The following is a 14,042-nucleotide window of genomic DNA, read 5'->3' on the forward strand; positions in this document are numbered from 1 at the left end:
TGTCGTGGGGGGAGGGGGGTGTCGGCGCACCGCCCTGGGTGGGGGCGGGCACACCGGACGCCGGGACCGGCGTCCGGTCGGCGACCGCCGCGGGGGGACCCGCGGCGATCACTGACCGGCGCCGCGCGCGGCGGAGAGGCACCGGGCACGGGCGCGGAGGAAGACCTCCTCCGCGAGTGCCGGGTCGCCGGGGTTCTGCGATCGGTAGAGCCAGGGGGGAGCGGTGAAGTACGGTCCCAGGGCGTCGAAGACCCGGGCCGCCTCGGCGAACCGGCCCGCGCCCCACAGGGCGTGGGCCAGGTGGTTCAGATCGAGCAGGGACGCCTCGCCCGGGTCGGACCGGTCGAACCAGCCCTCCAGCGCGATCATGGCCTCCCGGATGGCGTCCTCGGTCACCCAGTGCAGGTCGAGCGCGCGCTCATGGCCGCGGTCACGGCGGTAGCGCTCCACCCGGACATGCAGGGGCAGCGCGAGCAGTGCCGACCCGGCCGGAGCCGCCGACGCCGCCCACTGGACGAAGTTGACCGCGTCCGACACATGCGCGCCCGAGGTACGGGCATAGGCGAACTGGAGCATCCGGTGGTACGCCTCGCGGTTGTAGGGATCCCGCTTGTGCGCCTCCGCCAGCAGTCCCCAGGGCCCGGGGAAGAGCATCGGACCCGGGGGGATCTGCCGATGCTCCTCCAGTCGCTGCCGCTCGTCGAGCTGCGCCAGGGCCAGCAGACAGACCCAGGGCACCGGGTCGTCGGGTCCCTGATGGGCCGCGATACGACAGGCGTCCCATGCCTCGTGCCACAGCTCCTGGGTACGGGCGTGACTCTCCCGGTGGGCCCGGAGCGCCCGCTCGACCGCGATCCGGCAGTGCATCACCGTCGCCGCGACCGAATTCGGCTCCTCCGCCCGCCACGCCTGTACCGCGTCGGAACCCGCGGCGACCGCCGCGAGCACCTGGGTCCGCTGTGTCCACGCCGACCAGGTGGAGGTCTGGTGCAGCAGGTTGCGCATCGACAGCCAGCGTCCCGTTCGTAAATCCTGGAGCGCCGCGTGGAGTTCGCTGTCGTGGCCGGCCGGGTGGTACACGGGACGGAACTGGTCCTGGGACATCAGCCCGCCGCCGCCCCCGTCGCTCTGGACCGGCGTGGTTGTCGGGAAATGGTCGTCATGGGTCCTCATCGGGACAGGTGGGGGGTGATATCGGAAGGCGGTGTTCACAATCTGCCCTCCGTTTGCGCGCCGATCTTACTCAACCAGACGATGACGACAAGAAGTTGGCCACAATCGGTCACATGATGGGATGGAAGGTGGGAACACAGGGACATTTACCCCTCGCTTGACGGGGCCCGCCGCCTGCTCCACCCTGGCTTCTCGTCAACGAAGGGACGCGGAGCGACACTTGCCTCCGGTGCGGCGATCCCCTCCGGCTAGAGAAGTGTGGTGGCCCATGTCAAGTGCCGTATTGGCCGTCGATCAGGGCACATCGGGGACCAAAGCCCTGGTGATCTGTCCGGAACGTGGTGTCATCGGCACCGGATCCGCCCCGGTGACCCCCCGGTACGGGCCCGGCGACAGCGTCGAGGTCGACCCCCGGGAACTCCTCGCCTCCGTCCTCGACGCCGGACGCCAGGCCCTGGACCGGGCGGGTGAACCCGTCGCCGCCGTCGGCCTCGCCAACCAGGGCGAGACCGTACTGGCCTGGGACCCGGCCACCGGTGAACCCCTCACCGACGCCGTCGTCTGGCAGGACCGCCGCTCCGCCGCGCTCTGCGCCGGACTCGCGGGACACGCGGACGAGCTGGCCCACCTCACCGGCCTGCCGCTCGATCCCTATTTCGCCGCGCCCAAAATGGCGTGGATCCGGCGCGAGCGCACCACCGAAGGCGTGGTCACCACCAGCGACTCCTGGCTGGTCCACCGGCTCACCGGGGCCTTTGTCACCGACGCCGCCACCGCCGGCCGCACCCAGCTCCTCGACCTGGACACCGTCGACTGGTCCCCCCGCGCCCTGGAACTCTTCGGCCTCGAAGACGAGCGGCTCCCCGCGATCGTGGACGCGGCGGGCCCCGTCGGCACCACCGACGCCTTCGGCGCGCCCGTCCCCCTCACCGGACTCCTCGTCGACCAGCAGGCCGCCCTGCTCGCCCAGAACGTCACCGAGGCCGGCGGCGCCAAGTGCACCTACGGCACCGGGGCGTTCCTGCTCGCTCAGACCGGGGCCAGCCCCCGCCGCACCACCGCCGGACTGGTCAGCTGTGTCGCCTGGCGACTCGGCGGCCGGACCAGCTACTGCCTGGACGGCCAGGTCTACGCCGCCGCCTCCGCCGTGCGCTGGCTCACCGACCTCGGGATCATCTCCGGCGCCGCCGACCTCGACCGGGTCGGCGGCGCCGTCCCCGACAGCGGCGGGGTCACCTTCGTCCCCGCACTCGCCGGACTCGCCGCGCCCTGGTGGCGCGGGGACATCCGCGGCTCGCTCACCGGCCTCGGCCTCGGCACCGGCCCCGGCCAGCTGGTACGCGCCCTGTGCGAGGGCATCGCCGCCCAGGTGGTGGAGGTGGCACAGGCCGCCGGGGAGGACCTCGGCCGGCCCCTGACCGTGCTGCGGGTCGACGGCGGACTCACCCGCTCCGCCCTGCTGATGCAGACCCAGGCCGATCTCCTCCAGCTCCCGGTCGAGGTCTCCGCGCTCCCCGATGTCACCGCCCTCGGCGCCGGCGCGGTCGCCCGCCTCGGCCTCGACCCCTCCCTCGCCGTCGCCGACGCGCTCCCCGCCTGGCGGCCCTCCGCCGTCTACGAACCCGCCATCGGCCCGGACGAGGCCGCCGACCGCCTGGCGCGGTTCCGTGCCGAGGTCACCACCCTCCTGGAGAGGAACCCCGAGAAGGACCCGGAGATGAGCCTGGAGAAGAACCCCGCCGGATCCCAGGTACCTTGATCGTTGTGAGTGCCATCCACCACGGCCCGCTCCCCGGTGAACTCCACGATGTGATCGTGGTCGGCGCCGGGGTCGTCGGCTCCGCCATCGCCCGCGAACTCGCCCGCCACCCGCTGCGCACCGCACTCGTGGACGCCGCCGACGATGTGTGCGACGGCACCTCCAAGGCCAACACCGCCATCCTGCACACCGGCTTCGACGCGGTCCCCGGCTCCCTGGAGGCCCGGCTCGTCCGCGAGGGCTCGGCCCTCCTCGCCCGGTACGCCGCCGACACCGGCATCCCCGTCGAACCGCTCGGCGCGCTCCTCGTCGCCTGGGACACCGAACAGCTCGACGCCCTGCCCTCCCTCGCCGCCAAGGCCCGCGCCAACGGCTGCCCCGAGGTACGGATCATCGACGCGGACGAGGTACGGCGCCGCGAACCCCATCTCGGGCCCGGCGCCCTCGGCGCGCTCCATGTCCCCGGCGAGAGCATCATCTGCCCCTGGACCACCACCCTCGCCTATGCCACCCAGGCCGTCCGGGCGGGCACCGGCCTCCATCTCGGCTGCCGGGTCGAGCGGATCACCGACCGGGGCGACCACCAGGAACTCACCACCGGCCGGGGCACCCTGCGCACCCGCTGGCTGGTCAACGCCGCCGGACTGCACGCCGACGAACTCGACCGCGACCTCGGCCGCGCCGACTTCACCGTCACCCCCCGCCGGGGCCAGCTCATCGTCTACGACAAGCTCGCCCGCGACCTCGTCCGGCACATCCTGCTGCCGGTGCCGACCGCCCTCGGCAAGGGGGTCCTGGTCTCCCCGACGGTGTACGGCAATGTCATGCTCGGCCCCACCGCCGAGGACCTCGGCGACAAGCGGGCCACCGAGTCCACCGCCGAGGGCCTGGCGACCCTGCGGGAGAAGGGCCGCCGGATCCTGCCCGCACTGATCGACGAGGAGATCACCACCGTCTACGCGGGCCTGCGCGCCGCCACCGAACACGACGACTACCGCATCCGGGCCCACCCCGACCGGCGCGCGGTCACCGTCGGCGGCATCCGCTCCACCGGGCTGACCGCGAGCATGGCCATCGCCGCCCATACCGTCGGCCTGCTGAAGGAGGCGGGCCTCGACACCGGACCCGCCCGCGACCTCGCACCCCTGACCATGCCCCAGATCGGCGAGGCGTTCCCCCGGCCCTACCAGCGCCCCGACCTCATCGCCGCCGACCCCGCCTACGGCACCCTCGTCTGCCACTGCGAACGGGTCTCCCTCGGCGAGATCCGCGACGCCCTCGCCGCCACCGTCCCGCCGCGCTCCCTGGACGCCCTGCGCCGCCGCACCCGCGCCCGCGCCGGGCGCTGCCAGGGCTTCTACTGCGGACCCGCGGTCGGCGCCCTGCTCGACGGAGCCCCCGGACCCGACCCCGAACCCCGCCCGGCCGACCGGCACCCCCAGGAGCGACGCGCGTGAACCACCCCGGCCTCCCGGATCCCGCCACCCCGCCGGTGCCCGGGCCCGGTGTCACCGCCCGTACCGTCGATGTGCTGATCGTCGGCGCCGGACCCGCCGGGCTCGCCGCCGGGGCCCGGCTCGCGGCGGCCGGCGCGGGCACCGTCGAGATCGCCGAACGCGAGCGGCAGCCCGGCGGCATCCCCCGCCACTGCTTCCACGGCGGCTTCGGACTCCGCGACCTCCACCGGTCCCTGCACGGACCCGAGTACGCCCGCCGGCTCACCGACACCGCCGTCCGCGCCGGGGCGGCGCTGCGTACCGGAGTGACCGTTACCGGGTGGGCGGGCCCCCGTACCCTCCAGGTCACCGGCCCGGACGGCGTGGAACAGATCACCGCGCGGGCCGTGCTGCTCGCCACCGGGGCCCGCGAACGGCCCCGCGCGGCCCGCCTGGTGCCCGGCACCCGCCCGGCGGGGGTATGGACCACCGGCGAGCTTCAGCAGGCGGTCAACCTCTACCACCGGCCCGTCGGCACCCGCGCCCTGGTCGTCGGCGCCGACACCATCGCCCACAACGCGGTCCGCGCGCTGCGGACGGCGGGGGTGACGACCGTGGCCCTGGTCACCGAACGGGACCCGCTGCCCGTACCCGCCCCCTTCCGCACCGTCCCCGTGCTGCACCGGACCACCGTCACCGAACTCCTCGGCCGGGGCCGGCTCACCGGGGTACGGCTGCGCCACGCGGACGGCCGGAGCGGCGTCATCGCCTGTGACACCGTCGTCTTCACCGGCGACTGGATCCCCGACCACGAACTCGCCCGCCGGGGCGGTGTCCCGCTCGACCCGGACACCCGGGGGCCCGCCGTGGACACCGGCTACCGCACCGCCGTGCCCTCCGTCTTCGCGGCGGGCAATCTGCTGCGCGGGGTGGAACGTGCCCCGGTCGCGGCCGAGGAGGGCCGGGAGGCCGCCGAGCGGATCCTCGCGCATCTCGCCGGGGAGTCCTGGCCCGCACCCGGACCGGCGCTGCGCGTCGAACGCCCGCTGCTCTGGGTCGCCCCCAACCGGATCCACCCCGACGGGCCCGCCCCGCTCCTCGGCCGCTTCGTGCTGCGCACCGCCGGGGCCCGCGCGCTCGCCCGGCTCACCGTGACCCAGGACGGCCGCCTCCTCCACCGCGACCCCCTGCCCCGCCCCGTCCTCCCCACCCGCCCCCTCCACCTCCGCGCCGGCTGGCTCCCCCGCACCGACCCCCGCGGCGGCCCCCTCACCATCACCCTCACGGGCCCCTGACCCCCGCGGTGCCCGCCGGGCGGGCCTACGGGTCAGGGCCGCGTCCGAAAGCCGCCAGCGGGGGCACCGGGCGCCTGCCCATACTGGGCGTATGGAGACAGTCGAGGACAGCAGATACGAGGCGGTGCGCAGCCGGGACGCCCGGTTCGACGGGGTGTTCTTCTTCGCCGTCGCCACCACCGGGATCTACTGCCGGCCCAGCTGCCCCGCGCTCACCCCCAAGCGGCAGAACGTCACCTTCTACCGCACGGCCGCCGCCGCCCAGGGCGCCGGATACCGGGCCTGCCGGCGCTGCCGGCCCGACGCCGTACCCGGCTCCGCCGAGTGGAACGCGCGCGCCGATGTCGTGGGCCGGGCCATGCGCCTGATCGGGGACGGTGTCGTGGACCGCGAAGGGGTCACCGGGCTCGCCGGACGGCTCGGCTACAGCGCCCGCCAGGTACAGCGGCAGCTCACCGCCGAGGTCGGCGCCGGACCCATCGCCCTCGCCCGCGCCCAGCGCGGCCACACCGCCCGGGTGCTGCTCCAGACCACCGATCTCCAGGCCGCCGAGATCGCCTTCGCCGCGGGCTTCGCGAGCGTACGGCAGTTCAACGACACCATCCGGGCGATCTACGCCGCCACCCCCACGGAGCTGCGCGCGGCCCGCCGTACCCGCTCCGGACATCCCTCCCGGCTCGGCCCGGCCACCCCCGCGCAGGGCACCGCCGGAGTGCCGCTGCGGCTGGCCCATCGCGGCCCCTGCGCCACCGGGCCGCTCTTCGATCTGCTCGCCGCCGAGGCCCTGCCGGGGATCGAGGAGATGACCGGCGTACCCGGCTCCCGGGTCTACCGCCGGACCCTGCGGCTGCCCGGCGGGCCCGGGATCGCCGAGGTCGCCGAGGCCGGGGGCAGCGGCGGCACCGGGGGCTGGCTGGAGTGCCGGCTCCAGCTCCAGGATCTGCGTGATCTGACCGCCGCCACCCAGCGGATCCGCCGGCTCCTCGATCTGGACGCCGACCCCTATGCCGTCGGCGACCGGCTCGGCGCCGACCCCCTGCTCGCCCCGCTGGTGGCGGCCCGCCCGGGGCTGCGGGTCCCGGGGTCGGCCGACCCCGACGAGACCGCGCTGCGGATCCTGCTCGGCCGGGGGCTGACCCCGGCGGCGGCCCGGCGGCGGGGCGGGCGGCTGGTCCACGCGGTGGGCGAGCCGCTGGGCCGGCCCAGCGGTGGGCTCACCCATCTCTTCCCCACCGCCGGGAGACTCGCCGGTGCCCCGGCCGACGGGGTCGGGCTGCCGCCCCGGCGTCTCGCCGCCCTGCGGACCCTGGCCACCGCGCTCGCCGAGGGGTCCGTCGTCCTCGGCCCCGGCGCCGACCGCGCGGAGACCACCCGGCGGCTGCTGGGCCTGCCCGGGCTCGGCGCCCGTACCGCCGCCCGGATCCGGACCCGGGCGCTGGGCGATCCCGATGTCCTGCTCATGGACGACCCCGCGGTCCGCGCGGCCCTGCGCCGTGCGGGGCAGGGCCCGGACGCGGCCCGGCGGTGGCGGCCCTGGCGCAGCTACGCGACGCGCTATCTGGCCACCGCGCCCTGACCCGACCCGACCCGCCCTGGCCCGACCCGACGACCTGGCCCGACCTGGGCTGGGCCGACCCGCGACGCCCGGCCCCGGCGTCGTCGGCCCCGTTGTCAGGCGATCGACGCCGACACGATCGCGGAGACCGCGATATTGCAGGAGGCCGTCACCCACACCGCCGGATGCGGCTCCGGCTCCACCAGCGTCGCGCCCAGCCGTCCCGGCGTGATCAGGTCCACCACCAGGAAGGCCACCGCCATCATCACCAGCCCGAGCACTCCGAAGGCGGCCGTGGAGAGCATCCCCTTGCCGAAGTCCTCGTAGGTGGTCCAGATCGAGGTGAAGACGATCCCGCCGATCCCGAGCAGCGCCGAGCTGAGCAGCAGGGCCGCGTTGCGGTTGCGGTCCTCCCAGATCTGGCGGCCCAGCTTGCCCGGGGTGAGCAGGTCGATCAGGACCATGCCGAGGATCAGCAGCACCAGACCGAGTGCTCCATAGGCACTCGCGCGGCCAAGTCCGTTGACTATGTCGCTCATTGCGGGGCGGTTCTCCGTGTACGTGAGGTGATACCGGTCAAGGGCGCGCAAAATCTACCGCACGCCCCCGGGAGAGGATCACCGGCCCCGGCAAGCACTCCCGCCCCGGCCCCGCCGTACCGCCCGCCGTACCGCCCGTCTCAGCCCCCCAGCCGCACCGGCTCCAGGTCGAAGTCGATGTCATTGGCCGGGGCGACGAGCAGCGGCAGCAGCTCCTGCGGGGTACGGGCCGCCTTGCGCCGTGCCTCCTGCGCGGCCATCTCCTCGGCGTACGCACGGCGCCGGGCGGAGCCGAAACCGGTGTCGGGCGCCTGGGTCAGCGACTGCGGCCAGATCCGGTAGCGGTAGAGCGTCCGCCGTACGCTGCGCACCCGGTACAGCCGGGCCAGCCGCAGATGGAAGTCGGTGTCCGCGCCGAACCGCACGGTGCCGTCGAAGCCGCCGAGTCTCACCAGTGCCTGCCGCCGCACCACGGTCGAGGGGTGCAGCACCACCGTGGTCCGGCCCAGCCGCAGCCACAGATTGCCGTACCGGGGCATCCGGCGGCGGCCGGTGGCCCGGCCCTCCGCGTCGATGTACTCATAGGCGCAGCCCACCAGGTCGGCCCGGTTCCGTTCCAGTACGGCGAGCTGCCGCCGCAGCCGCTCGGGCATGCTGATGTCGTCGGCGTCCTGGAAGGCGACATACGGCGTGGAGATCCGCTCCAGCACCCGGTTCTTGATCCGCAGATGCCCCACATTCCGCGAGGTGCGCAGAACGGTCAGCCGGGGGTCGTCCGCGTACGGGCGGAGCGCGGCGGTCCAGCTCTCGTCGGGGGAGCGGTCGTCCACCACGTACAGCCGCAGATCCCGCCGGTCCTGGGCGAGGACCGACGCCACCGCCTCCCCGACATAGCGGGCGCAGTCGTAATGGGGGAGGACGACGCTGACCGCCGCCGTGTCCTCAGTCGCCGCTGACCGCACCCGTGTTCTCCGTCCCCTGAGGTGATGAGCCCTGACCGTGCCGTCCCTGCCCGCTGCCGTACCGCTGCCGCGCCGCGCCCCGTACCGCCGCCGCCTGCCGTCCTGTACCGGTCACCCCGGGGCGGTGCCGCTCCCCACCGGAGTGCGGAAGTCCCCCTCGTCGCCCCAGGCCACCCTGTGCAGCGGGCGCCCGGCGGCCCCGCGCAGCGCCAGCCCCGCCGCGACCCGGCAGAACCAGCCGAAGTGCACCGCCTTCACCACCCAGCGCACCAGCCCCCGGCGGGTGCCCCGGCTGCCGTCGAAGGGCGCGAGCGGCCACAGCCCGTGGAAGAGCATCCGGGAGAAGTAGTGCGCCGCCACCGGGCGCGGATAGTCCGCCATGCAGGTCACATGGGAGTAGAGGGAGCGGCGCAGTCTGCGGACCGTGTCGCGGGAACGGCCCGGCCGGTGCACCAGACCCCGGGCGTCCGGCAGGACCTCCAGGGCGTGCAGGGGGTCCGGGGCGGCCGGGTCGAGGAGTTCGAAGAGGACATGGCCGTCGTCGGCGAGCCGGCGCGCCGGGATGCCCGAGGCCACCACACCGGTGGCGACGATCATGCAGGCGGCCACCGGGTACGACCCCGGGGGAACGGTCACCGAGGAGACCCGTGCCATGGTCTGCGCGGCGGGGGTGTCCCGCGACAGCGCGGTGACGGCCGCCCCGACCGCCCCGGTGCAGCCCCGTTCGCGGAAGCGGGTCACCAGCCGCTCCAGACAGGTCTCGGTGAACCGTACGTCGTCGTCGGTCCAGAGCCACCCCGCATAGCCGAGGTCACCGGTGAGCCGGACCGCCGCGTTGATGGTCCGGGGCTTGCCGGGCCCCGGCAGCGCGATCCCCACCACCGTGAGCGGCGCGGCCTCCGGGCCGGCCGGGGGCGCCGCGGGCCCCGCCGCGGTGAGCAGCCGCAGCCTGCGCACCGCCTCCGCCTCCTGCCCCGCCCCGTACTGCATGCCCACCCACACCGTCAGCGGCAGATCCGGATGGGCCGCCCGCACCGGGCCCAGCGCCGCCAGCAGATGCCGTACGGCCGCCTCCTGCGCCCCGGCCGCGCACCGCCCCACATAGGTGGGCAGCAGGACCCCGAGCCCGCCCCGCGGCAGTCCGGCGCCGGGGACCTCCCGGGCGGTGGGCGGTACGGTCCTCTCCCACCCCGGGCCGACCACGGTCACCGGCGACTTCGGCTCGGGCGGCGGTGCGTAGCCGCGCGCCACCGCGCGCTGCACCCAGGAGCGTTCGGCCCCGCGCATTCCGCTTCCCCCTGACCCGCGTCGCCCGGCGCCGCGCCCGGTGTCCCGCGCTTCGGTGTCCCGTACTTCGGTATCCCGCACTTCTCGGTCCCGGCCTGGTCCGGCGCGGCGGCGTCACGCTAACCACCGCCGATCAAAGATCACAAGACCGCGTCACGGCGGGGAATTCCCTCCATCGAACACCCGGCGGCCCGGGGCGCTGCCGGAGCGTTCCGGGGGCGTACGGGATCACGGGCGCCCCAACCGCCCGGATTTCATACGAAAGCGCGTCGGCGGATGCGTCCGGATTTACGGCACCGGCCATCGCTGGACCCTAAAATCCCTCACGGACGGGGTCTGTCATACCGCCACCACAGGCAGGAACAGGAAGGTGACCGGCGCATGAATTATCCGGCAAGCGCGGAAGAGCGGTTGGACGGCGGCTTACCAGGGGATTCCCCGGGGGCCGTGCTGCTCCACGCCCAGGGGATCGTGAAGGGATTCGGCCGCCGCCGGGTCCTTGACGGGGTGGAACTCGCCGTCCGCGCCGGAGAGGTCGCCGCCATCGTCGGCGGCAACGGCGCGGGCAAGTCCACGCTGCTCAAGATATGTGCCGGCCTGATCTCCCCGGACCGGGGCCGGGTCACCGTGGCGGGCCGGCTCGGCTACTGCCCGCAGCACGCGGGGGTGTTCGGCCATCTCACCCCCCGGGAGCACTTCACCCTCTTCGGCGTCGGCCGGGGCATGCGCGGCCGGGCGGCCGACCGCAGGGGCCGCGAGCTGGCGGCCCGGCTCGACTGGACGGTCGACCGCGCCACCCTCACCAAGGACCTCTCCGGCGGCACCCGCCAGAAGCTCAATCTGGTCCTCGCCGCCCTCGGCGAGCCCGATGTGCTGCTGCTCGACGAGCCCTACCAGGGCTTCGACCGGGGCTCGTACCTCGACTTCTGGAGGAACGTCTGGGACTGGCGGGAGGACGGCCGCGCGGTGGTCGTGGTGACCCATATGCTCCAGCAGCTCGACCGGGTGGACCATGTGCTGGATCTCGGGCCGCGCCGGAGCGACGGCGGGCCGGACTCCTGGGGTACGGACGACGGTCTGCCCGCCCGCTCCCCGGAGGCGCTGCGGTGAACCGGACCCTCTGCCTCGCCGGGATGACACTCCGGGAACTGCTGCGCCGCCGGGGCGTGCTGGGCCTGCTGCTCCTCGTACCGCTCGTCTTCTATCTGGGGCGGCACGACCAGACCGGACAGGCCATCCGGTTCGCCGCGCTCGGGGTGGGCTTCGCGGTCTCCACCGCGGCGCTCTTCTCCGTCGTCGGCGCCCGGGAGGCGGACGCCCGGCTGGTCCTCACCGGATTCGCTCCCCACCAGCTCTATCTGGGCCGCTTCCTGGCGCTGCTGACCGCGGGGCTGGTGATCGCCGGGGCGTACGCCACCCTGACCGTGGTGGGCCAGGAGGTCCGCAGTGTCCCCGCCGTGGTGGCCCAGTTCGCGCTGACCGCCGTGATCGCGGTGCCGCTGGGGATGCTGCTCGGTCTCGCCGTCCCCCGGGACCTGGAGGGCAGTCTGCTGCTCATCTCGGTCATCGGCGCGCAGATGGTGATGGACCCGGAGCAGGACGCCGCCCGCGTCCTGCCCTTCTGGTCCACCCGCGAGATCATCACCTATGCCGTGGACGGTCCCGCCGCGGCCTCCTTCGGTACGGGCGCGGCCCATGCCGTCGTGGCCGCCGGGGTGCTGGTGTCGGCCAGCGGGGCGGTCCTGGCCTTCCGTGTGCGCCGCCGCGCACATCTGCGGTTCGTGTGAACTCCCGGGGCGATTGATCCGGGAGGGGTAAACGATTCGGGAGGGCAAAGGCGGCGCCCGGCCCGGGTGATCTCCGCCCGGTCAATCCGGCCCGCATCGGCGGACATTCACCGGTCCGGTGCCGGAAAAAGCGGGGTCGGATGTCCCCTACCTCGCCGAAACGAACACGTGTAAGGTGTGGTTTTCGTGAGTCCGGGGCATGTTATGCGCCCCTGAAAGGCATCGCGCGGTGTCGCTTTCTCTCCTGCCGCAGGAGAGTATGTGGATGATGCACGGTGATGACCCTCCGGCCATTCGGCCGGGTAATTGTCCAGCTCAGTGCCGTGGAATTCAACCGCTTCCGTCAGGGGACAGGTTCATCGACGGAGCGGAACTCCGGAGCCGCGGTGAATTCCGCATCGCCCCGCACCGGGCGGGAATTCACCGGAGCCCGGCCGGGGCACCGGTCGGCCACCGGTCATCCACCGGGCACCCCCGCCGCTCCCGGGCACCCGCACGGTGCCCGCACGGACGGGTCCCGCACCGCAGCGGTGTGACAGCGACCGTCAGCAGCACCGACCCCGAGGGGGAGCACGCTGGTGAACGCCGTACCCGAACTGACCCAGCAGACACAGAGGCAGACCACCCCGCCCCCCGCCGTGTTCCACGCGGGGAAGACCCTGGCCCGGCTGCGCGACCATCCGCCCGGTCCGGTGCACATCATCGATCCCTTCAAGGTGCCGCAGCGGGAGGCGGTGGAGAAGGCGGCGGCCCTGGACGCCCTCGGCTTTCCCGCGATCCTGCTCGCCAGTACCGACTACACCGCCTTCGAGGACCGGATGGAGCCCTATGTGGCGGCCATCAAACAGGTCACCTCGCTGCCGGTCCTGCTCCACTTCCCGCCCCGCAAGGGCATCGGCTTCCCGCTGGTGACCGGCGCCGACGCGGTGGTCCTGCCGGCGCTCCTCGGCTCGACCGACGACTACTACGTCTGGAAGAGCTATCTGGAGACCCTGCTGACCCTGCCCGTCCGGCTCGACCGCGAGGACTGGCCCGATCTGCTGCTGACGGTGGCCCTCACCTTCGGGGAGGACCCCAAGACCGGCGATCTGCTCGGCACCGTCCCCGTGGGCACGGCGGGCACCGCCCAGCTCGACGCGCATCTCGCGGTCACCCGCGGCTTCGGCTTCCACATGGTCTACCTCTACTCCCGCTACGCCACTGTGCCGCTCGACGTGGTCCGCCACTTCCGGGCCGGGCTCCTCCCCGACCAGATCCTCTTCGTCAGCGGGAATGTCCGCTCCCGCAGCCAGATCACCGAGTACGTCGCCGCGGGGGCCGACTGTGTGGGCTTCGCCGGAGCCCTGGAACACCCCGACTGGCGCACCACCCTGAAGGACCTGGCGGACCCCGCCCACGACCGGGAAGGACCTCGATGACCCCGCCGCTCTCCGCCGACTACCAGGCGGCCATGCTGGTCACCGAGTCCGCCAACCGGGACCGGGTGACCTCCTTCGTCGCCGGCAACGGGGGCTCGCCCGGCCTGGTCGACCATGTCGCCGCCATCCGCCTCTATCTGCGGGTGCCGCACTTCCTCACCGAGTGGATAGACGAGCCCAAGCTCCGCGCCGAGGTGGCCGCCGCCCTGGTCCTCGACATCGTGGCGATGAAGCTGCTGGACGATCTGATGGACGACGACAGCGGACTCGACCGGATCGAACTCGCCTGTCTCTGCCTCCATCTCCATCTGACCGCGCTCAAGGAGATGTGCGCCCTCTCCCAGGAGCCCCAGGCCGTGGCCGACCTGCTGGAGCGCGACTTCACCCTGGTCTGCACCGGCCAGATCCGCACCAAGCGGGAACCGGCCCGGAATCTGGACGAGTGGTGCGCCAACGCCAGCACCTACGGCGCCGCCTTCCTCGGCTGCTACGGGGCGCTGGCCGCGCTCTGCGGACGAAGACCCGAATCCATAGGACCCGCGCGGGAGTTCGCCGAGGCGTACGGCACGCTCATCACCATGGCCGACGACCTCACCGACTACGACCGCAACGGTGAACGGGCCGGGAACCTCGGCCATCTGCTGCTGACCGGGGCGCTGACCCTGGACGAGCTGACCGGACTGGTGGACCGGCTGACCGAACGCGCCGAACGGGCCGCGCGGCAGCAGCCGGTCGCCCACGACCTCGTCCCCGTCGTCGGGATCTACCGGGACGATGTGCTCAACCGGCTGCTGCCCCGCTTCCGTGCGGCGCTGGCGGTCTGACCCCGGG

The 14,042-nt window shown here is 73.8% G+C and carries 12 protein-coding genes; 8 read left to right on the top strand and 4 right to left on the bottom strand.

What is annotated here, in order from left to right:
* Positions 1-108: 108 nt before the first annotated feature.
* The gene (locus ABT354_RS00790) at positions 109-1,104 is read right to left on the bottom strand and encodes a hypothetical protein (protein ID WP_351488015.1); all 996 of its coding nucleotides are present in this window, start codon (positions 1,102-1,104) and stop codon (positions 109-111) included.
* Between the two features lie 337 nt (positions 1,105-1,441).
* Here ABT354_RS00790 and ABT354_RS00795 point away from each other — a divergent pair, with 337 nt between their 5' ends.
* From ABT354_RS00795 to ABT354_RS00810, 4 genes are all read left to right on the top strand, one after another.
* Positions 1,442-2,932 carry an FGGY family carbohydrate kinase gene (locus tag ABT354_RS00795; RefSeq protein ID WP_351487046.1) on the top strand — a complete coding sequence of 497 codons (1,491 nt, stop codon included), beginning with the start codon at positions 1,442-1,444 and terminating at the stop codon, positions 2,930-2,932.
* 5 nt (positions 2,933-2,937) lie between these two features.
* Positions 2,938-4,389, top strand: coding sequence for an FAD-dependent oxidoreductase (locus tag ABT354_RS00800; protein ID WP_351487048.1), 1,452 nt, complete (start codon positions 2,938-2,940; stop codon positions 4,387-4,389).
* Positions 4,390-4,424: 35 nt separating this feature from the next.
* Entirely contained in the window at positions 4,425-5,663 is a 1,239-nt protein-coding gene (locus ABT354_RS00805; protein WP_351488018.1) for an FAD-dependent oxidoreductase, read from the top strand.
* 91 nt (positions 5,664-5,754) lie between these two features.
* Entirely contained in the window at positions 5,755-7,239 is a 1,485-nt protein-coding gene (locus tag ABT354_RS00810) for an AlkA N-terminal domain-containing protein (RefSeq protein ID WP_351487050.1), read from the top strand.
* A gap of 95 nt (positions 7,240-7,334) precedes the next feature.
* On the opposite strand, the gene ABT354_RS00815 is transcribed toward ABT354_RS00810, so the two are convergent.
* The 3 genes from ABT354_RS00815 to ABT354_RS00825 form a co-directional block, all read right to left on the bottom strand.
* Positions 7,335-7,757, bottom strand: a complete 423-nt coding sequence (locus tag ABT354_RS00815) for a DUF350 domain-containing protein (protein ID WP_351487052.1) — start codon at positions 7,755-7,757, stop codon at positions 7,335-7,337.
* A gap of 140 nt (positions 7,758-7,897) precedes the next feature.
* The gene (locus ABT354_RS00820; protein WP_351487055.1) at positions 7,898-8,719 is read right to left on the bottom strand and encodes a glycosyltransferase family 2 protein; all 822 of its coding nucleotides are present in this window, start codon (positions 8,717-8,719) and stop codon (positions 7,898-7,900) included.
* 111 nt (positions 8,720-8,830) lie between these two features.
* Positions 8,831-10,006 (bottom strand): glycosyltransferase family 2 protein, encoded by a 1,176-nt coding sequence (locus ABT354_RS00825; RefSeq protein WP_351487058.1) that lies wholly within the window; start codon positions 10,004-10,006, stop codon positions 8,831-8,833.
* A gap of 381 nt (positions 10,007-10,387) precedes the next feature.
* Between ABT354_RS00825 and ABT354_RS00830 the strand changes: the two genes are divergently transcribed.
* From ABT354_RS00830 to ABT354_RS00845, 4 genes are all read left to right on the top strand, one after another.
* Positions 10,388-11,116, top strand: coding sequence for an ATP-binding cassette domain-containing protein (locus ABT354_RS00830; protein ID WP_351487060.1), 729 nt, complete (start codon positions 10,388-10,390; stop codon positions 11,114-11,116).
* Positions 11,117-11,139: 23 nt separating this feature from the next.
* Positions 11,140-11,793: a hypothetical protein gene (locus tag ABT354_RS00835; protein WP_351487063.1), complete on the top strand. Its 654-nt coding sequence runs from the start codon at positions 11,140-11,142 to the stop codon at positions 11,791-11,793.
* 578 nt (positions 11,794-12,371) lie between these two features.
* Positions 12,372-13,211 carry a beta/alpha barrel domain-containing protein gene (locus ABT354_RS00840; RefSeq protein ID WP_351487065.1) on the top strand — a complete coding sequence of 280 codons (840 nt, stop codon included), beginning with the start codon at positions 12,372-12,374 and terminating at the stop codon, positions 13,209-13,211.
* Positions 13,208-14,035 (top strand): Moenomycin biosynthesis protein MoeN5, encoded by an 828-nt coding sequence (locus tag ABT354_RS00845; protein WP_351487067.1) that lies wholly within the window; start codon positions 13,208-13,210, stop codon positions 14,033-14,035. Before ABT354_RS00840 ends, ABT354_RS00845 begins: the two co-directional genes overlap by 4 nt.
* The last annotated feature ends 7 nt before the right edge of the window (positions 14,036-14,042 follow it).

The organism is Streptomyces sp. NPDC000594 (assembly GCF_040299965.1).
Lineage (GTDB): Bacteria > Actinomycetota > Actinomycetes > Streptomycetales > Streptomycetaceae > Streptomyces.